Source organism: Vibrio sp. 10N.286.51.E5, assembly GCF_041469125.1.
Taxonomy (GTDB): domain Bacteria; phylum Pseudomonadota; class Gammaproteobacteria; order Enterobacterales; family Vibrionaceae; genus Vibrio; species Vibrio crassostreae_C.
In genome coordinates, this window is record NZ_JBFRJZ010000029.1 from 15,472 (window position 1) to 34,877 (window position 19,406).

Genomic DNA, 19,406 nt, shown 5'->3' on the forward strand with positions numbered 1-19,406 from the left:
TTACTTGTTATCTCGGTCTAGAGAGCGTTGACGCAAGAGTTTCTGTTGTTGATAAAGTGCCGCTTTAATTAGCAGGTCTTGGTCGGTATCGCGAAGATGAGCGTATTTAAATTTGATTTCGAAACCTGAGTCTTTCGCCTCGCTAGCAAATACTTCTGCGTAGCAATAAATGGCTGCAGCTGGGTGCTCTAGAAAAAGTTTGGCTTTTACTAAGCGACCCGGTTCGATGTCTGCTTTTGAAAAGCAGGAAAACTGACTCGCACCAAATGAATAGGTGTGAGTGCGAAATTTCTCATCATCTTGCTGCGATAACATAAAGCTCAACAAGAGGTTTAATTTTGAGTTTTGTGCATCCAATAAACTGATGACATTCTTCAAGTCGCTGTTTTTCAGTTCCGCTCGAGCGCTGTCAGCTAACAGATCCAATTGGCTAAATTCACTTGCCACCACAAATGGTGCTGGGATCTCAGATTCGAATTGAATTTGAGAAGGTAAAGTGAAGCCGCTGTCCATTGGTTCAATATTAGCGGTAAGGCTATGGTGAACGGTGAAAAACTCTTGTTCTGTCATGCGTTAGTTCCTTGAAGTGATCTATTGATTATCGCTATGTGGCCGCAGTAATCAAGGTCAGTTAATTGAAAGTCTCAAATAGTTGTTTGAAATTTGGCTATTTGACAAGGTTCTGTTTTTCAAGCCTAACTAATTGAGTTAATTCACTCTATATTTTCAATTAACCCCTACACAGTAACAGCAATACCCGTTACATTAACCCGCATCCCCTTTAGATGGTTCAAAGTATGTTTCATCCTATTTCGTTGTTTGTTGGCCTACGCTATTTGAAAGGCCGTTCAGGTGATCGCTTTAGCCGTTTTGTTTCTTATATGTCGACGGCAGGTATCACCATTGGTGTGCTGTCTTTGGTTACTGTTTTATCGGTAATGAATGGATTCGAAGCGCAGTTAAAAGATCGAATTCTTGGTGTTCTTCCTCAAGCGGTGGTTTATGAGCAAGGTGGCACCACCTCTCTTTCTGCCCAAGCGCCTAATTTTGCAGAGCAAATCTCGCTTAATGGTCACGTTGAACCGATTGTCCGCAGTGAGGCGGTGATTCAGAGTCCGGCTCAGTTATCTGCGGGGCTATTAATCGGTATTGAACCTAATTCAGATGACCCTCTTCAAAACCACTTGATTGCGGGCAGATTGTCTTCACTTAAAGCGGGCCAGTATCAGCTATTTCTTGGTCACACCTTGGCGAGAAATTTGAAGGTATCTATGGGTGACAAAGTTCGCCTGATGGTGACCAGCGCGAGCCAGTACACCCCATTAGGTCGTATTCCAAGCCAACGAAATTTCACCGTTGCCGGTATTTTCAATACAGGTTCTGATATCGACGCTCAACTGATGGTGACAGACATCCAAGACGCTGGGCGTTTGATGCGTTATAAATCAGACACTATTTCAGGCTGGCGACTGTTTTTTGAAGACCCGTTTGAAGTCGCAGAGTTATCAACTCAGCCATTACCGGAAGGTTGGTTGTGGAGCGATTGGCGTGACCAACGTGGCGAGCTGTTCCAAGCGGTTCGTATGGAGAAAAACATGATGGGCCTAATGCTTGGTCTGATCATCGGGGTTGCTGCATTTAATATTATCTCTGCGCTGATTATGGTGGTGATGGAGAAACAATCTGAGGTCGCGATACTTAAAACTCAGGGCATGACTGACGGTCAAGTGATGGGCATCTTTATGGTTCAGGGCGCGAGTAGTGGCGTGATTGGCGCACTATCCGGCGGCGCACTAGGTGTTGTTCTGGCAATGAACCTTAACCCGATTTTAGAAGCGATGGGTGTTGCTCTATTCTCGTTTGGTGGTCAGTTACCTATTTTGATTAACCCAATTCAAATCGCTGTTGTTGTGGTTCTGGCTATTGCACTTAGCCTGATTGCCACTGTATTCCCTTCTTATCGTGCATCGTCTGTGAAACCTGCTGAGGCCCTTCGTTATGAGTAATTTTCTTCAATGTAATGATATCCGTAAAACGTACCGTGAAGGCTCGTTAGATACTGAGGTGCTCAAGGGAGTCAGCTTTGACATCGAAAAGGGTGAGCTAGTAGCAATCATCGGTACCTCTGGCTCGGGCAAAAGTACCTTACTGCATATCTTAGGCGCATTAGACGATGCTTCTGCGGGCAGTGTGAGTTTTCTTGGTCAAGATTTAGCATCTTTGAGTTCGAATAAGCAGGCGAAGCTTCGCAACCAGCATCTTGGCTTTGTGTATCAGTTCCATCATCTTCTATCTGACTTTTCAGCTTTAGAAAACGTGGCGATGCCGTTATTGATTGGCGGCGAAAAGCCCGCTAAAGCAAAGCAAGAAGCACAACGTTTGTTGGACAAAGTTGGATTGAGTCACCGCGTGGACCACCGACCTTCAGAGCTTTCTGGTGGCGAGAGGCAGCGTGTGGCGATTGCTCGTGCATTGGTGAATAAGCCTGCGCTAGTGTTGGCGGATGAACCAACCGGTAACCTTGACCATAACACCGCACTGTCTATTTACGACTTAATGCGTGAACTGAACCGTGAATACGATACTGCCTTTTTGGTCGTGACTCACGATGGTGAACTTGCCGGTAAGATGGATCGCCAACTTCACATGCAAGATGGTTTACTGGTCAACGTAGAAAAAGAGGAGAGCTAAGTGTTTTCCTCTTTATCTCTATTGATAGGCGGCCGATTTAGCCGTGCGAAACAACGAGACAAGATGGTGTCGTTCATCTCATTGTCTTCGACGATTGGTATTGCGGTTGGTGTCGCGGTGATCATTATCGGCTTATCTGCGATGAATGGCTTTGAGCGAGAGCTTCAATCACGAGTACTTTCTGTCATTCCTCATGGTGAATTTGAAGGCGTGAATGAGCCTGTGACTCGTTGGGAGCACGTGATTGAGGAGTCGGTTAAGCACGATAAAGTCGTTGCTGCTGCGCCTTATGTGAAAATTACTGCGCTTGCTGAAAAGGGCAAAGAACTCAAAGCAATTGAAGTTCGCGGCGTTGATCCGCAGCTAGAACAACAGGTATCAAGCCTATCGAGTTTTATCGATAAGCAAGCTTGGAGCGAGTTTAAGGCAGGGCAACAACAGATCATTTTGGGTTCTGGTGTAGCGAATGTGCTGGGTGCGAAAGTCGGTGATTATCTGACTTTGATGATTCCGACGGTAAACGGTTCTGTGAAGGTTCAGGCACCAAAACGTGTTCGAGTGAAAGTGGTTGGCTTGCTGACGCTTAATGGTCAGATAGATCACAGTTTGGCGCTAATCCCGATTGGTGATGCTCAGGTCTACGCAAACTTAGGTGAGGCGGTAACTGGGGTTTCTTTGAAAGTGACCGATGTGCTGAACGCGAACTCTATTGTGCGTGAAGTGGGCAATCAGCTTGATGTGTATGTGTATCTACGAAGCTGGCAGCAGAAGTTTGGTTTCTTGTATCGAGATATCCAACTCGTTCGTACCATCATGTATCTGGTGATGGTACTGGTTATTGGTGTGGCTTGTTTCAATATTGTCTCGACGCTAATGATGGCAGTAAAAGACAGAGCATCAGAGATCGCGATTTTAAGAACCATGGGTGCATCAGACGGCCTTGTGAAGCGCATCTTTGTTTGGCAGGGCGTATTCTCAGGCGTGTTAGGCAGTTTAGTGGGCAGTGCAATAGGTGTGCTAGTCGCTCTTAATCTCACGACACTAATCAAAGGACTTGAAAAGTTGGTCGATCACCAGTTCTTGTCCGGTGATATCTATTTTGTCGACTTCTTGCCATCACAACTTGATATGACGGATGTTGTTGTGGTTTCCGGCACTGCGATTGTGCTGAGTTTACTGGCGACATTGTACCCAGCATCACGCGCGGCGAAGTTGAATCCAGCCTCAGTGCTGAGTTCTAAATAGCATTCGCCTAAATAACAGGCCGTCAGTTTTCAGTCGATACAAAAAAGGATCCCAGTGGGATCCTTTTTTATTGAATTCAATTCGTGTTCTTTACGACTTTCGTTACATGCCAATCTTGCAGAGGTAAGTAGCTCATCCGATTTTAACTTGTGTACGTTTTAAGTGAAGCGCATACAAGGTTAGATTGAATAACAAGAAATGGCGTTCAGTGCCTTGCTTGTCGCTTCTTCCAACTTCTTACTACTGAGTAGCGCCATAAACCGCGAATACCAAAGTAGCCAATCATTGCTGAAACCACGCCACAAATCAGACAACCCAATAAGAACGGAGGCCCTATAGTGCTCATTTGCGCCAAGATGAAGTCCCAAGACAATTCGAAATGGAAGGCTTGCGGTGGCACATGCATAACAAACGCCCCGACTTTATAAGCAAAGTAGAAGAGAACAGGCATGGTAACCGGGTTACTGATCCAAACAAGTGCGACAGCTAAAGGCAGGTTAACGCCACATGCGACAGCAAGGCCTGCAGACATAATCATTTGACTTGGTAGAGGGACAAACGCCATGAATAACCCAACAGCAAACGCGCCAGCCGCAGAGCGACGATTAAGGCACCATAAGTTGGGGTTGTACAAAACATTGCCAAAAACTTTCAATGCTTTCTGACGCTTGATTAGATCATGGTCAGGCATAAATCGTTTGATAAACTTTCTTGGCATAGGAGGAAGCTACTCTCTTGTTTAACACTTGGTTCTTGATTTCATTTGCTGCGACAGTTGTGTCTGCCAGCTTCTGGCCTGTGATGCCACATTGGGTTTGGGCACCATTGATGCTGTTGTTACTGCTAGCACCAACAAAGTATAGCGTTTTCCGGAGTGCAAGAGGTCCAGTAACAGCATTGATACTAGTTATCTGCCTAGGGAATGCGATTGAAATACAAACGAGTCGCTTATTCCAATCAGGGCAGAATACTACCATAAATGCGTCGGTTGTTAGCCTTTTTAGTGAAAATAGCCACGGTTTTGAAAGCGTAATAGTAGTCAGATCAATTGGCGGCGAAAAATTAATCTTTCCTCAATTGATAAAATTGCGTTTGTTTACTCCTTTCAAGCTAACGCTTGGAGATGATGTCTATTTATCGGCCTCAATAAAGCCGATATGGGGCAAACTCAACGAAGCCGGCTTTGACCGAGAAAAGTACTTGTTTAGTGCTGGCGTGGTTGCCAATGCAACTTACAGAGCAGATACCAAGTACCGAATTCATTCTAGCACCAACTTACGCGCCCAATGGTTTGAAGCCAGCCTTGAAAGGTTAAGTCTGCTGGCAAATCAAGATCTCATTATCGCTTTGAGTTTTGGATATCGAGACCTTATTCCGCCTCAGCGGTGGGATATGCTTAAAAGCAGTGGCCTGATTCACTTGATGGCTATTTCGGGGTTGCATATTGGGATTGCCTTTGGTATCGGCTATCAGATTGGTAAGATATTAAGGTTACTTTCCCCTTCATTTCTTTGGTTACCTACAATATTCGGGCTCGGCTTGGCGTATTTCTATAGTTGGTTTGCTGGATTCACGCTGCCAACTTTGAGAGCTTTGGTGATGTGCGTTATCGCGAGTTATTTCTTGTGGCGTGGGCAAAATATCAGTTTGCTTCGGTATGTTACTTTAAGTGTGTGCGTGGTTCTGCTGATTTGGCCGTTTTCAGCTTTGTCGAGCAGTTTTTGGTTGTCCTTTGGTGCATTGGGCGCTGTTTTCTATATCGCCTGTAATACTCAGCGCTCAGCTTCAAGCTTTACATTTATCGACTACGCACTCCAACTTATTAAGCTTCAACTGATGCTGACATTCCTTATCGCGCCTTCCTCGATGTTGTTTTTCAAAGGAGTCAGTTTAGTCTCTGTTTTCTACAACTTGTTCCTTTTGCCTTGGGTATCGATGGTGACGATCCCGCTGTTGTTTCTGGCAATGTTTCTAAGCTTAATATCGGAGTCAGTGTCTGGCGTGGTTGGTATAACAGCGCTAGACAATGATTTGGTCAGTCAGTTGTGGAAGTTAGTCGACTTATCGCTTGAGCCTCTCGTATTTAGTCTTCCTTTCTCTGAGCGATTTTGGATCCAAGTCGATAATCAGACGATTGCATTATCAGTATTCCTTATCTTGTTTTTGAGCTTTGTTAGTCGGTATTTCAAGCGAACATTATCGATATTGGTAACTGCAGTGTTTGTGCTGTGGTGGGAGTTCAGCAAACCCCAGCAAGACAAACTAACTATTGATATCTTGGATGTTGGGCATGGGTTGTCTTTGGTCTTGGAAAAGAACAATCAGATTGTTGTTTATGATCTTGGCAATGCGTGGCCAGGAGGCTCGGTTGTTGAGTCTTTGTTGATTCCTACTTTGAATCAGCGGGGGATTTATGAATTAGAAGGCGTGATTGTGAGTCATTTCGATTCTGACCATGCTGGTGGTTATCCGGCATTACTTGAGAACTATACGCCAAAGTGGATAAGAACCAGTCAGAACATTATTCAAGAACGCCAATCTATCACTCAAGCCCCGTCTAATATTCAAACATGTACTATTGGAGAGGTTTGGAACTGGCAAGATGTTGTTTTTGAGGTGTTGTGGCCGCCTAAGCAAGTAAAGAGGGCGTATAACCCACATTCGTGTGTGGTCAAGATCTCAGATCATAGTGCTGATTTCTCAATGTTGCTCACTGGTGATATTGAACTGGTAAGTGAGTGGTTACTTGCTCGTGAAGGAGGACAGCTAAGGAGTGATGTTATGTTGGTTCCGCATCATGGCAGCGATTCGTCATCGATTAAGTCGTTTATTGAGGCGGTGTCTCCTAAGCTGGCGATAGCTTCTCTTGCCAAAGGCAACCAGTGGGGAATGCCGAGTGAGTTTGTTATTGAACGTTATCAGGAAGCGGGGAGTACTTGGCTAGATACTGGAGAAAGCGGACAAATAACCATCACTCTTAGCAAAGAAGGTTGGCAATATCATGCGATTAGAGAACAACAAGGCGGGCAGTGGTATAGGCAGATGCTCCGTAAGGGAGTAGAATAGATAGATTATTGTGAGAAAATTAAGCGATTCTATGTCAACACAAACAGATGAAACTACCTGGGTCACATTTAAAAGACTTTGGACTTATATTCGATTATATAAGGCCGGCCTAGGTGTTGCGGTAATTGCGCTTATTATAAATGCCGTTTCTGATACCTATATGATTTCCTTACTAAAGCCGTTACTTGATGAAGGCTTTGGTAATGCTGAATCTGACTTTTTACGTACACTTCCACTTATTATCTTTGCCATGATGTTCGTTCGTGGCGTCAGTGGCTTTGTTTCAACCTATTGCTTGAGTTGGGTCTCTGGCAATGTGGTGATGGAAATTCGTCGTAAGATTTTCAGCCATTTCATGCACATGCCTGTTTCTTTCTTCGATAAAGAACAGACAGGCGCATTGCTATCTCGAATTACTTACGATTCAGAGCAAGTGTCTGCAGCAACCAGTAAAGCGTTAGTCAGTATTGTCCGTGAAGGTGCAAGTATTATAGGCTTGTTGACGCTGATGTTCTGGAATAGTTGGCAGTTATCTTTGGTGTTATTTGCTGTAGCGCCTTTGGTTGCGTGGGCGATCAGTATCGTATCGAAGCGATTCAGAAAGATCTCTAAGAACATGCAAACTAGCATGGGTCACGTTGCTTCTTCAGCTGAACAAATGCTGAAAGGGCATAAAGTGGTTCTAACTTACGGTGGTCAAGATCTAGAAAAACACCGCTTTGATAAAGTTAGTAACCAAATGCGCCAACAGAGTATGAAGTTAGTAACAGCACAAGCAGCCGCTAACCCAATAATTCAGATGATTGCGTCTGTTGCCGTTGTGACTGTGTTGATCTTAGCTAGCTTTGACTCTATTCGAGCTGAGTTAACCCCCGGCACATTTACTGTTATTTTCTCTGCGATGTTCGGCTTAATGCGCCCATTAAAAGCACTAACTAGTGTAACGTCTCAGTTCCAACGCGGTATGGCAGCGAGTACAACTCTATTTGGTTTGATGGATCTAGATACTGAGCAAAACAAAGGGACGTTGAAGCCTGAATCTGTAACGGGTGAAGTTGCAGTAAAAGATGTCACGTTTACTTATGAAGGAGCAGAGAAACCAGCACTTGATAAGGTCAGCTTCAATATACCGAAAGGTAAAACGGTTGCGCTTGTTGGGCGTTCTGGCTCGGGCAAGAGTACCATTGCCAACCTATTTACTCGTTTTTATGATGTAGACTCAGGTTCAATTGAGCTTGACGGCCACGACATTCGTGATTACGAATTGAGAAACCTGCGGGAGCACTTTGCTCTTGTATCTCAAAATGTGCACCTATTTAATGATACGGTCGCGAACAACATCGCTTACGCCGCACACGATGAATATTCCCGCGAACAGATTGAACATGCAGCTAAACTTGCCCATGCGAGTGAGTTTATCGAAAACATGGAAAACGGTATTGATACGGTTGTTGGCGAGAATGGTGGTAATCTATCAGGTGGTCAAAGACAGCGAATTGCGATTGCACGAGCGCTATTGAGAGATGCACCAGTTTTGATTCTTGATGAGGCAACGTCTGCACTGGATACCGAGTCAGAGAGAGCTATTCAATCTGCACTAGAAGAACTGCAGAAAGACAAAACAGTATTAGTTATCGCACACAGACTCTCTACCATCGAGCAAGCTGATGAAATTCTAGTGGTTGATGATGGACATATTGTAGAAAGGGGCGCACATGCTGAGCTAATCGCGCATGATGGTGCTTATGCACAATTACACCGAATTCAGTTCAGCGGATAAATTAGGTCTTGTTGTGATCGAAAAGATTTGGTTTAACAATCACCCGTTGAAATATCTTCTCTGGCCGCTTTTGTGGCCACTGAGTCTGCTGTTCAAAATGATCAGTAGTCGGCGTCGTGACGCTTATCTCTCAGGGAATAAAGAGACCTACCGCCCGCCTTTACCTGTTATTGTTGTGGGCAATATTACTGCTGGTGGAAATGGTAAAACACCGGTTGTGATTTGGTTAGTTGAGATGCTTCAGGCTCACGGCTTTAAACCTGGAGTCGTATCTCGTGGCTACGGTGCAAAAGCACCAAGCTATCCGTTGGTGTTGGATGAAAATACCCCAGCTGAGCATTCGGGTGATGAACCTCGCTTGATTCGTAAGCGAACTGGTGCGCCAGTCGCAGTCGACCCTGTGCGAGCTAACGCAGTGAAAGCATTGCTGAGCAAAGGCGTTGATGTGATTATCACTGACGATGGCCTTCAGCATTACGCGCTTGAACGCGACATTGAATTTGCAGTTATCGACGGCGCAAGACGCTTTGGTAGCGAATGCCTAATTCCTTTAGGCCCGTTAAGAGAGCCTGTATCTCGTTTAGATGAAGTCGACTTTTTGGTTAACAATGGCGGTAAAGCGCATGGGCGAGAGTTCTCGATGTCTTTGCTTCCAAGCCAAGCAGTTAACCTAAAGACTGGTCAGAAAAGGTCTGTGGCAAAATTACACAAGCTGGTGGCTTTTGCCGGTATTGGCCACCCACCGCGCTTTTTTAAAACATTGGAAGATCTTGATGGTGATGTGGTTTTCACACAGGGCTTCGCCGACCATCAAGATTTTGATAAAGATGAACTTCATGCCTTAGCTAATAAAGGTATGAATCTGATTATGACAGAAAAAGACGCTGTAAAATGCGAAGAATATGCTCAAGATAACTGGTGGTATCTTCCAGTTTCTGCGCAGTTCGATGAAGATTCGCAACAGCAAATTTTAAAAAGAATAAAAGAGGTTATGGAATACTATGGATCACCGTCTACTTGAGATCGTTGCTTGCCCTGTATGTAAAGGTAAACTAACTTTTGACAAGGATAAGCAAGAGCTTGTTTGTAAAATTGATCGCCTTGCTTACCCAATTAAAGAGGGTATTCCTGTTCTTTTAGAACCTGAAGCTCGCACCGTTTCTATGGATGAGGGTAAGTAATGTCTTATACGGTTGTTATACCTGCAAGATACCAATCGAGCCGTTTACCAGGGAAGCCACTTGCTGACATTGGTGGAAAGCCGATGATTCAATGGGTATACGAACAGTCAATGAAAGCGGGTGCCGATAACGTTATTATCGCTACCGACGACGCTCGAGTTGAAAAAGCGGCTAAAGCATTTGGCGCGACCGTTTGTATGACATCACCGAATCACGAATCGGGCACTGAACGCCTAGCTGAAGTGATTGAAGTTATGAATATTCCTGATGATCATATTATCGTGAATGTTCAAGGTGATGAGCCACTTATCCCACCTTCAATCATTAATCAGGTTGCCAACAATCTTGCTAACAGTACAGCCCCGATGGCAACGTTAGGTGTGGAAATTACTCATGCTGATGAAGTGTTTAACCCTAATGCCGTTAAAGTTGTAACCGATAAAGACGGTTACGCCTTGTATTTTAGCCGAGCAACCATCCCTTGGGATCGCGATGCTTACGCGAACAACGGTACTGCAGCGGAATCTCCTTTGCTTCGTCATATTGGTATCTATGCTTACCGAGCGGGTTTTATCAATACCTACATTAATTGGGAACCAAGCACTCTTGAACGTATTGAGTGCCTAGAGCAATTACGAGTACTTTGGTATGGTGAAAAAATCCACGTAGACGTTGCGGCGGAAGCACCGGCTGCTGGTGTTGATACGCCTGAAGACCTAGAAGCGGTTCGAGCTATTATTGGCTAAGCTTCTTTGAGCGAGTTCTTCTTTGCTCTACAAAATGAAAAATCATGAGCCTTGCTTATTGCGAGGCTTTTTTCTATCTACCGAAAAGTGCGCTATCGAAAAGCGCGTGTGTGTCTTATTGACCTAAGCAAACGGATATTGGGATAGTTGCATTGGTTTATGCATCATCAACACGGAATTATCTGAGATTTACCTCGCTCGACTTCCAATTTTTCTCTATAATATGCCGCCTATAAAGTAGTGGCGAATCGCTAGTACAGAATAAAACTTACGACAAAACGTGGAGTAAAAGATGCCTTCTCAAAGCCCAGTGATTACGGTTGATGGACCAAGTGGTGCAGGTAAAGGTACCCTGTGTATGTTGCTAGCAGATAAGCTAGGCTTTCATCTTCTAGACTCAGGCGCGATCTATCGCGTATTGGCTTTAGCGGCAATTCACCATGGTGTGGATACTGAATCAGAGGATGCTTTAGTACCGCTTGCGACACACTTAGACGTGCAGTTTATTGCTGAAGGCGACTTAGTTAAGGTTATCCTAGAAGGTGAAGATGTGTCTGGTGAACTTCGTAAAGAAGAGACAGGCATGGCGGCTTCAAAAGTTGCTGCTTTACCTCGCGTTCGCGAAGCACTGCTTCGTCGTCAACGTGCATTCAGCGCTGCGCCTGGTTTGGTTGCAGATGGTCGTGACATGGGAACGGTTGTGTTTCCTGAAGCTGAAGCGAAAATATTTTTAGATGCAAGTGCTGAAGAGCGTGCGAGTCGCCGCCTTAAACAGTTGCAACAGAAGGGGTTAGATGTTAAATTTGACGACCTTTTGAGCGAGATCCAAGAGCGAGACGACCGAGATCGTAATCGCCCAGTGGCGCCACTTCGCCCTGCAGAGGATGCTCTAGTGCTTGATTCCACCTCAATGAATATTGAGCAGGTAGTAGAAAAAGCACTACACTATATTGAATCGAAACTGGCTGGGTAATTTCGCCGAGCTAGTACGAACGTTGGTCGCAAGGATGATGACCGGCGAATTTATCAACCCCATGCGGTAGGATACCCATGGACGTTTAATTATTGAAGATTAAATAATGACTGAATCTTTTGCTCAACTCTTTGAAGAGTTTCTATCTGAAACTGAATTCCAACAAGGCAGCATCGTTAAAGGTACTGTAGTAGCTATCGAGAACGGTTTCGTTCTTGTAGACGCTGGTCTTAAGTCTGAATCTGCTATCCCTGCTGAACAATTCAAGAACGCTGCTGGCGAACTTGAAGTTGCAGTTGGTGCTGAAGTAGACGTAGCTCTAGACGCTGTTGAAGATGGTTTCGGTGAAACTCAACTTTCTCGTGAGAAAGCTAAGCGTCACGAAGCTTGGATCGTACTTGAGAAAGCTTGCGAAGAAGCTGAAACTGTTGTTGGTATCATCAACGGTAAAGTTAAAGGCGGTTTCACTGTTGAACTTAACGGTATCCGTGCTTTCCTTCCTGGTTCTCTAGTAGACGTACGTCCTATCCGTGACACTGCTCACCTAGAAAACAAAGAGCTAGAGTTCAAAGTAATCAAGCTAGACCAGAAGCGTAACAACGTTGTTGTTTCTCGTCGTGCTGTTATCGAATCTGAAAACAGTGTTGAGCGTGACGAACTTCTTGAAACTCTACAAGAAGGTACTGAAGTTAAAGGTATCGTTAAGAACCTTACTGACTACGGTGCATTCGTTGACCTTGGCGGTGTTGACGGTCTTCTACATATCACAGATATGGCTTGGAAGCGCGTTAAGCACCCATCAGAGATCGTTAACGTTGGTGACGAAATCCTAGTTAAAGTTCTTAAGTTCGATCGTGAGCGCACTCGTGTTTCACTAGGTCTTAAGCAACTAGGCGAAGATCCATGGGTAGCAATCGCTAAGCGTTACCCAGAAGGTCACAAGCTTTCTGGTCGTGTTACAAACCTAACTGACTACGGCTGCTTCGTTGAAATCGAAGAAGGCGTTGAAGGTCTAGTACACGTTTCTGAAATGGATTGGACTAACAAGAACATCCACCCTTCTAAAGTTGTTAATGTTGGCGACGAAGTTGAGGTTATGGTTCTTGATATCGACGAAGAACGTCGTCGTATCTCTCTAGGTCTGAAACAGTGTAAAGCTAACCCATGGCAGTCATTTGCAGAAATGCAAGCTAAGGGCGACAAAGTTACTGGTAAGATCAAGTCTATCACTGACTTTGGTATCTTCATCGGTCTAGAAGGCGGTATCGACGGTCTTGTACACCTATCTGACATTTCTTGGAACGCTGCCGGCGAAGAAGCTGTACGTGAATACAAGAAAGGCGACGAAATCTCTGCTGTTGTTCTAGCAGTAGATGCAGAGCGTGAGCGTATTTCTCTTGGCGTTAAGCAAATGGAAAACGACCCGTTCAACGCATACGTTGCTGACAACAAGAAAGGTGTTCTTGTAAACGGTACTGTTACTGCAGTTGACGCGAAAGGCGCTACTATCGAGCTAATCGAAGGCGTTGAAGGTTACATCCGCGCTTCTGAAGTTTCTCGCGACCGTATCGAAGATGCATCTCTAATCCTAAGCGTTGGCGACAGCGTTGAAGCGAAGTTCACTGGTGTAGACCGTAAGAACCGCGTAATCAACCTATCTATCAAAGCTAAAGATGAAGCTGATGAGCAAGAAGCAATGGCTTCACTGAACAAGTCTGAAGAAGGCGCGTTCGGTAACGCAATGGCAGACGCATTCAAAGCTGCTAAAGGCGAATAATAGCTTCTCATTAAGAGAATTATAGCTATCTAGCCAAGAAAGGAGCCGTAAGGCTCCTTTTTTTTTGCTTATTTTTCCGATAGGTCTATAATTTCTAAAAAGAAAACCAACGAGGGTAACTATGACTAAGTCTGAATTGATTGAGAGACTGTGCGCTGAGCAAACGCATCTTTCTGCAAAAGAAATTGAAGACGCTGTAAAAGACATTTTAGAGCATATGGCTTCAACACTAGAAAGTGGTGATCGAATCGAAATTCGCGGTTTTGGCAGCTTTTCTCTGCATTATCGTGAGCCTCGTGTTGGACGTAACCCAAAGACTGGTGACAAGGTTGAGTTAGAAGGTAAATACGTTCCTCACTTCAAACCAGGTAAAGAGCTGCGTGAACGAGTAAACTCAGGAATGTAGCCTACTTATCGGAATTAAGAAAAGCGGCATACTATAATGTATGCCGCTTTTTTATGACCATAATATGGTGGTCTGATTAGTAATTTTCCTGCATAATCGTACAGCTAACCAACCAATGAGTGATGAACTATGAAAATTATAAAAATAGTCGCCGTTATCGCACTTTTCCTAATTGCACTGGCTTTAGGCTCTCAAAACCAAACAACTGTGAATTTCAACTATCTGCTAGCGCAAGGTGACTTCCACCTATCAAGTTTATTAGGTGTTGTATTCGTTTCAGGCTTCGCCCTTGCTTGGTTAGTCTTTGGTAATATGCACATGCGGTCTCAGCTAAAAATTCATCGCTTGAAGAAGCAACTCAATAAGCAATCAAAGCAGGTCCCTGCTGATACTAAAGCTTAAAGGCTATATTTGATGTTAGAGTTACTGTTCTTACTTTTGCCCATCGCAGCCGCTTATGGCTGGTATATGGGTAATCGTAACGCTCAGCAAGAAAAACAAAAGCAATCACACCAGATCTCCCGTCAATACGTGACGGGTTTGAACCTATTACTGTCAGATCAATCTGACAAAGCGGTTGATCACTTTATTGAACTGCTTCAAGTAGACAATGAAACCATCGATACTCACTTGGCTTTGGGCAACTTGTTCCGCTCAAGAGGCGAAGTCGACCGCGCTATTCGTATTCACCAAAATCTCATCTCTCGTTCGGGGCTTACCCTCGATCAGAAAAATCTCGCACTGCAACAATTAGCTAAAGACTACATGGTCTCTGGCTTCCTTGATCGCGCTGAAAAAATCTTTGAACAACTTGTAGAAGAACCTGACCATAAAGAGGGCGCTTTACAGCAGTTGGTGGCTATTTATCAGCAGACCCGTGAGTGGAACAAGGCTATCCATTACGGAAATATCTTAGTTAAGCTCGGCAAGAAAAAAATGAAGATGCGTGCCACAGTCGCGCATTTCTGGTGTGAGCTTGCAATGCAAGAACAAGCCGATGGTAATCGTTCTAAAGCGCTTCAGCATTTTAAGAAGGCGCTTTCTGAAGACCCTAAATGTGTTCGCGCAAGTATCGCACTAGGGAAGTTCCACTTAGCGAACGAAGATTACCAAAAGACAATTGATTGTCTTGAATCGGTACTTGAACAAGATATCGATTTTATCAGTGAGGTGTTGCCAACCCTTGCTGAGTGTTACCACAAGCTTGGACAAGAAGCTCAATTGGTCGAGTTCCTCAAAGCGTGTATTCAGAAGAAAGCCGGTGTATCTGCCGAACTGATGCTGGCGCAATTGGTTGCTCACCATGAAGATGTAGGCTCTGCTCAAGAGTTACTGACAAAGCAGCTTGTTAAAAATCCAACCATGAAAGGTTTTTATCGATTAATCGATTACCACCTAGCGGAAGCAGAAGAAGGCCGAGCAAAAGACAGCTTAACCACACTTCAATCTATGGTTGGTGAACAGCTTAAGGTTAAGCCTCATTACCGTTGTCGTCAGTGTGGTTTCTCGACACACTCTTTGTATTGGCACTGCCCTTCATGTAAAGGGTGGGGGACGATCAAGCCTATTCGTGGGCTTGATGGTGAATAGATTTGTGGTCACTTTAAGACCAAATTATTAATTGCAGCTTTCGGGCTGCATTTTTATGACTGTTATTTATCACCTGCTTAGGTGATTAGAAATTTTTAGAAAGTTAACTGCGTTAGGAGATGAAATGAACGACCAAAAAATCATTGTAGCCTTGGATTATGATAATCAAGCGGATGCGTTAGCCTTTGTCGATCGAATTGACCCAGCATCTTGCCGCCTAAAAGTGGGCAAAGAGATGTTTACCCTGTTTGGCCCTGAATTTGTTCGTGAATTACATAAGCGTGGTTTCTCAGTATTTTTAGACCTTAAATTCCACGACATCCCGAACACATGTTCAAAAGCAGTCCGTGCTGCCGCTGAACTGGGTGTTTGGATGGTGAACGTACACGCAAGTGGCGGTGAGCGTATGATGACGGCTTCTCGCGAAATCTTAGAACCTTATGGCAAAGATCGTCCACTGTTAATCGGTGTAACGGTACTCACCAGTATGGAGCAATCTGACTTAGCGGGTATCGGTCTGGATCTTGAACCACAACAACACGTGATGCGCTTGGCTTCTCTAACGAAAAACTCTGGCTTAGACGGTGTTGTATGTTCTGCACAAGAGGCTTCTTTGCTTAAAGGTGCACTTGGTCAAGAGTTCAAGCTAGTTACTCCAGGTATTCGTCCTGTCGGCGCAGATGTTGGTGACCAGAAGCGCATCATGACGCCTTCTAAAGCGATTGAATCAGGTTCAGACTACCTTGTTATTGGTCGTCCGATTACGCAAGCGATAGACCCTTCTGCTGTACTTGCAGAGATCAACGGTACGCTTGCTTAAGTCTATATTTGGATTGAGATATAAATAAAGAAGGCCAGCAAATTGCTGGCCTTAATTTTTTAGTCTGGATTAGTCTAAACTGGACTGAATGTTCTGTGTGGAGCCTAAACCGGAGCACCACTATGGAATTTGAAGTCGCTGTCTTCTGAAGTGATAAGATCAGCTTCTACTTGAGCAAAATGCGAAATACGCTCTGAAATATCTTTCCCTGCGATCTGTTCTGCTAGCTCAAGGTAATCTTGGTAGTGGCGAGCTTCTGAACGAAGTAGAGACACGTAAAACTTCTCCATGTCTTCTTCCAAGAAAGGAGCCAATTTAGCGAAGCGCTCACAAGAGCGAGCTTCAATAAACGCACCGATGATAAGCTTATCAACCAGAGCATCAGGCTCGTAAGTCTTAACTTGTTTGATCAAGCCCTTAGCGTAACGACCCGCCTCGATTGGCTGGTAAGTCACGCCTTTCTTCTCCATCAACTCCATGACTTGGTAGAAGTGATGCAGCTCTTCTTTGATCAGTAAAACCATCTTATCGATTAGGTCAGCACCGTAATTACAGCCTTCTTTCGCTGTGATTTGCTTGGATACGTTGCTTTTACCACGCAGAGACTCTAAGTCTCCGATACGACGGTAAGCAAATTGCTCGTATGGCAAAATCCATTCATTCAGTTGCTTCGCGCTTTCTTTATCGACGGCGTACTTGCGAATAAGGAATAAAGCACTCTGTGCCGCCTTAAGTTCACACAGCATGTGATCGCGTAGAATGATGTGAAGATTTTCTGGCTTTTTGGCTTCATCTATCCATGAATCTGGCGTTTCGGCTTTAAGAAAAGAGTGGATTGGAGCGAGTAATTCTTGATACATGGTCAGGGAAAGTTTGTTGATAATGCGGGGATTTTATCACAGCTCAAGAGATCTCCCTATACAGAGAAAGGAAATTCAACAGCTACAAAAAAGGCCGCCTATTTAATGTAAATAAGGCGGCCTTTAAGTGTTGAGTTAGACTGTTACCATTTCTTCTTCTGACCGAAGAGGGCATCCATATCGTCTTCTCGTTCTTTAGATTCCATCTGCTGCAAATCTTGAGCGTTTTTGTCTTGGCGTTTCTGGTCAAGCTCGTTAAGCATCTGTTGAAGCTTTTCTTTGGCTTGATTAGAGTACGAGTCGTTCTTAGTCGCCAAAGCATCAATACCTTTGCGTAATAGCTGAATCGCTGTTCCCGGTTGTCCGCGAGAAATCGAATCGTTTGCACGTTTGATAACATTTTCAATGTTAATACGGATTTGAATTGTTTCTAGGCGAGCATTTTCAACCACATAAGCTTGAGTCTCGAAACGGCCTTTATTGTGCTCGTTGCGCACCGTATCACGCAGGCGTTTAACTAACTTAAGCATCATGATCGCTTGCTTGTCACTACTTGGTACGCGGAAAGCGGTACTCTCGCCACCTTTGTAGTTCTCTTTTAGCTGAGTGATTTGTTGTTTTACGCTTTCAATGCGTTGGGCAAGCTGCTTATTTTTTGGATCGAGTTGATACATGTTTTCTAATGCATCAAGAATTCGATTGTTTAAGCATACAAGAAGATCTTGGCTAAACGGCATGTGATGAGCGTTGCCAATCAGTTCTTCTGTACCGTCAATAATGGTTAGATAACGAGAAGCTTCCTGTTTCTTCGCTGTTTCTACCTTAACTTTATATTGAAGCATGATGTTGTAGCCTAAAACTAACACCAAAAGAACGGCTACTAAGACGATTATTAAACCAATATTCATATATTTGAGTCTGCTTATTATTTTCTATAGCTAACTGGAGAGGATACACGATTCCATTGTGTATCGGCACTCGTAAATTGCAATTTCTGATTATCTCTTGTTGAGCGAAATCGGCAATCAAAACTTACCAACTAATGTATGAGAATGAGGGTTGGGTTGCAAAGCGTTAGTGATGTTTTTGTTTGTTAAGCTAGAAAAACTCAATTTTCCTGTCATTTTTGTGTTCGAAGCGTTATAACTATTAATTATATTACACGCGACTATAACGCTCTCTTTGCAAATAAGTTAGCACAGAAATGAGTAAAGGATTACGAGGTTAGATATGAAGTTACAGCAACTGAAGTACATTGTTGAGGTTGTAAACCATAACCTAAATGTTTCAGCTACAGCAGAGAGTTTGTACACATCTCAGCCTGGCATTAGTAAGCAAGTTAGATTACTTGAAGACGAACTAGGCATTCAGATTTTTGAGCGTAGCGGCAAGCATCTAACGCAGGTTACCCAAGCGGGTGAGGATATCATTCGTATCTCTCAAGAGATTTTGGCGCGCGTTGAAAGCATTAAAGCGGTAGCGGGTGAACACACACATCCAGAGATGGGTACATTGAATATTTCAACGACTCATACTCAAGCTCGTTATGCACTGCCTGATGTGATTAAAGGTTTCACGGCGCGCTATCCAAAAGTATCGCTTCACATGCACCAAGGTACGCCAAGCCAAATGTCAGAAGCCGTCGCTAAAGGTACAGCGAATTTTGCGATTGCAACGGAAGCGCTACACCTTTACCAAGATGCGATTATGCTGCCTTGTTACCACTGGAACCGTTCGATCGTCGTGACCAAAGATCATCCCCTGGCACAGAAGCGTAATATCACGATCGAAGATCTTGCGGCTTACTCTCTCGTGACTTATGTATTTGGTTTCACTGGCCGTTCTGAGCTTGATACCGCGTTTAACAAAGTAGGTTTAACACCGCGTGTTGTGTTTACTGCGACCGATGCAGACGTAATCAAAACCTACGTTCGTATGGGCATTGGTGTTGGTGTAATTGCAAGTATGGCTATTGACCACGAGCAAGATACTGATTTGGTTGCGATTGATGCGAGCCATCTATTTGGTGCGAGCACAACCAGCATTGGGTTTAGAAAAGGCACCTTCTTGCGTTCTTACATGTTTGATTTCATGGAGCGTTTTGCACCGCACTTAACTCGCCCTGTGGTTGAGCAAGCTATTTCTTTGAAATCGAACGAAGAGATCGAAGAGATGTTTAAAGATATCGAACTGCCAGTTCGTTAATCTCATCGTGTAAATTTTGATTCTTATTCGGCCTGTATTTGCAGGCCGTTTTTCTTTTGGGCTTTT

At 44.2% G+C, this 19,406-nt stretch carries 19 protein-coding genes; 15 read left to right on the forward strand and 4 right to left on the reverse strand.

Annotated features, from left to right (window positions below):
• Nucleotides 1-570: a PilZ domain-containing protein gene (locus AB4161_RS11340; protein ID WP_372083360.1), complete on the reverse strand. Its 570-nt coding sequence runs from the start codon at nucleotides 568-570 to the stop codon at nucleotides 1-3.
• 227 nt (nucleotides 571-797) lie between these two features.
• Here AB4161_RS11340 and lolC point away from each other — a divergent pair, with 227 nt between their 5' ends.
• The 3 genes from lolC to lolE are packed head-to-tail and all read left to right on the forward strand — an operon-like array spanning nucleotide 798 to nucleotide 3,936.
• Nucleotides 798-2,006: a lipoprotein-releasing ABC transporter permease subunit LolC gene (gene lolC, locus AB4161_RS11345; protein ID WP_102394225.1), complete on the forward strand. Its 1,209-nt coding sequence runs from the start codon at nucleotides 798-800 to the stop codon at nucleotides 2,004-2,006.
• Nucleotides 1,999-2,691 carry a lipoprotein-releasing ABC transporter ATP-binding protein LolD gene (gene lolD / locus AB4161_RS11350; protein ID WP_017060230.1) on the forward strand — a complete coding sequence of 231 codons (693 nt, stop codon included), beginning with the start codon at nucleotides 1,999-2,001 and terminating at the stop codon, nucleotides 2,689-2,691. The genes lolC and lolD overlap by 8 nt, the downstream gene beginning before the upstream one ends.
• A complete protein-coding gene (gene lolE, locus AB4161_RS11355; protein WP_372083361.1) occupies nucleotides 2,692-3,936 on the forward strand; it encodes a lipoprotein-releasing ABC transporter permease subunit LolE in 1,245 nt (414 codons plus the stop codon). It begins immediately after the preceding gene.
• Between the two features lie 205 nt (nucleotides 3,937-4,141).
• Here lolE and AB4161_RS11360 read toward each other — a convergent pair whose 3' ends face one another.
• The gene (locus AB4161_RS11360; RefSeq protein ID WP_017060232.1) at nucleotides 4,142-4,654 is read right to left on the reverse strand and encodes a DUF2062 domain-containing protein; all 513 of its coding nucleotides are present in this window, start codon (nucleotides 4,652-4,654) and stop codon (nucleotides 4,142-4,144) included.
• A 17-nt stretch (nucleotides 4,655-4,671) separates the two neighbouring features.
• Between AB4161_RS11360 and AB4161_RS11365 the strand changes: the two genes are divergently transcribed.
• From AB4161_RS11365 to pyrF, 11 genes are all read left to right on the forward strand, one after another.
• The gene (locus AB4161_RS11365) at nucleotides 4,672-7,002 is read left to right on the forward strand and encodes a DNA internalization-related competence protein ComEC/Rec2 (protein ID WP_372083362.1); all 2,331 of its coding nucleotides are present in this window, start codon (nucleotides 4,672-4,674) and stop codon (nucleotides 7,000-7,002) included.
• Between the two features lie 31 nt (nucleotides 7,003-7,033).
• A complete protein-coding gene (gene msbA, locus AB4161_RS11370; RefSeq protein ID WP_372083363.1) occupies nucleotides 7,034-8,782 on the forward strand; it encodes a lipid A ABC transporter ATP-binding protein/permease MsbA in 1,749 nt (582 codons plus the stop codon).
• Between the two features lie 13 nt (nucleotides 8,783-8,795).
• Nucleotides 8,796-9,803, forward strand: coding sequence for a tetraacyldisaccharide 4'-kinase (lpxK, locus tag AB4161_RS11375; protein ID WP_372083378.1), 1,008 nt, complete (start codon nucleotides 8,796-8,798; stop codon nucleotides 9,801-9,803).
• A complete protein-coding gene (locus AB4161_RS11380) occupies nucleotides 9,784-9,963 on the forward strand; it encodes a Trm112 family protein (protein WP_004736429.1) in 180 nt (59 codons plus the stop codon). Before lpxK ends, AB4161_RS11380 begins: the two co-directional genes overlap by 20 nt.
• A complete protein-coding gene (gene kdsB, locus AB4161_RS11385) occupies nucleotides 9,963-10,709 on the forward strand; it encodes a 3-deoxy-manno-octulosonate cytidylyltransferase (RefSeq protein WP_017060236.1) in 747 nt (248 codons plus the stop codon). Before AB4161_RS11380 ends, kdsB begins: the two co-directional genes overlap by 1 nt.
• Nucleotides 10,710-11,001: 292 nt before the next feature.
• Nucleotides 11,002-11,682, forward strand: a complete 681-nt coding sequence (gene cmk / locus AB4161_RS11390) for a (d)CMP kinase (RefSeq protein ID WP_017060237.1) — start codon at nucleotides 11,002-11,004, stop codon at nucleotides 11,680-11,682.
• 106 nt (nucleotides 11,683-11,788) lie between these two features.
• Nucleotides 11,789-13,459, forward strand: coding sequence for a 30S ribosomal protein S1 (gene rpsA, locus AB4161_RS11395; RefSeq protein ID WP_372083364.1), 1,671 nt, complete (start codon nucleotides 11,789-11,791; stop codon nucleotides 13,457-13,459).
• A gap of 121 nt (nucleotides 13,460-13,580) precedes the next feature.
• Entirely contained in the window at nucleotides 13,581-13,865 is a 285-nt protein-coding gene (ihfB, locus tag AB4161_RS11400) for an integration host factor subunit beta (protein ID WP_017060238.1), read from the forward strand.
• Between the two features lie 129 nt (nucleotides 13,866-13,994).
• Entirely contained in the window at nucleotides 13,995-14,267 is a 273-nt protein-coding gene (locus AB4161_RS11405) for a LapA family protein (RefSeq protein ID WP_017060239.1), read from the forward strand.
• 12 nt (nucleotides 14,268-14,279) lie between these two features.
• A complete protein-coding gene (lapB, locus tag AB4161_RS11410) occupies nucleotides 14,280-15,455 on the forward strand; it encodes a lipopolysaccharide assembly protein LapB (RefSeq protein ID WP_017060240.1) in 1,176 nt (391 codons plus the stop codon).
• Between the two features lie 124 nt (nucleotides 15,456-15,579).
• Nucleotides 15,580-16,275: an orotidine-5'-phosphate decarboxylase gene (pyrF, locus tag AB4161_RS11415; protein WP_372083365.1), complete on the forward strand. Its 696-nt coding sequence runs from the start codon at nucleotides 15,580-15,582 to the stop codon at nucleotides 16,273-16,275.
• Nucleotides 16,276-16,379: 104 nt separating this feature from the next.
• On the opposite strand, the gene miaE is transcribed toward pyrF, so the two are convergent.
• On the reverse strand, nucleotides 16,380-17,135 hold the full coding sequence (gene miaE, locus AB4161_RS11420) for a tRNA isopentenyl-2-thiomethyl-A-37 hydroxylase MiaE (RefSeq protein WP_017060242.1): 756 nt from the start codon (nucleotides 17,133-17,135) through the stop codon (nucleotides 16,380-16,382).
• A 143-nt stretch (nucleotides 17,136-17,278) separates the two neighbouring features.
• Entirely contained in the window at nucleotides 17,279-18,043 is a 765-nt protein-coding gene (locus AB4161_RS11425) for a hypothetical protein (RefSeq protein ID WP_017060243.1), read from the reverse strand.
• A gap of 322 nt (nucleotides 18,044-18,365) precedes the next feature.
• Between AB4161_RS11425 and cysB the strand changes: the two genes are divergently transcribed.
• Nucleotides 18,366-19,340 (forward strand): HTH-type transcriptional regulator CysB, encoded by a 975-nt coding sequence (gene cysB / locus AB4161_RS11430; RefSeq protein WP_017060244.1) that lies wholly within the window; start codon nucleotides 18,366-18,368, stop codon nucleotides 19,338-19,340.
• Nucleotides 19,341-19,406: the final 66 nt, after the last annotated feature.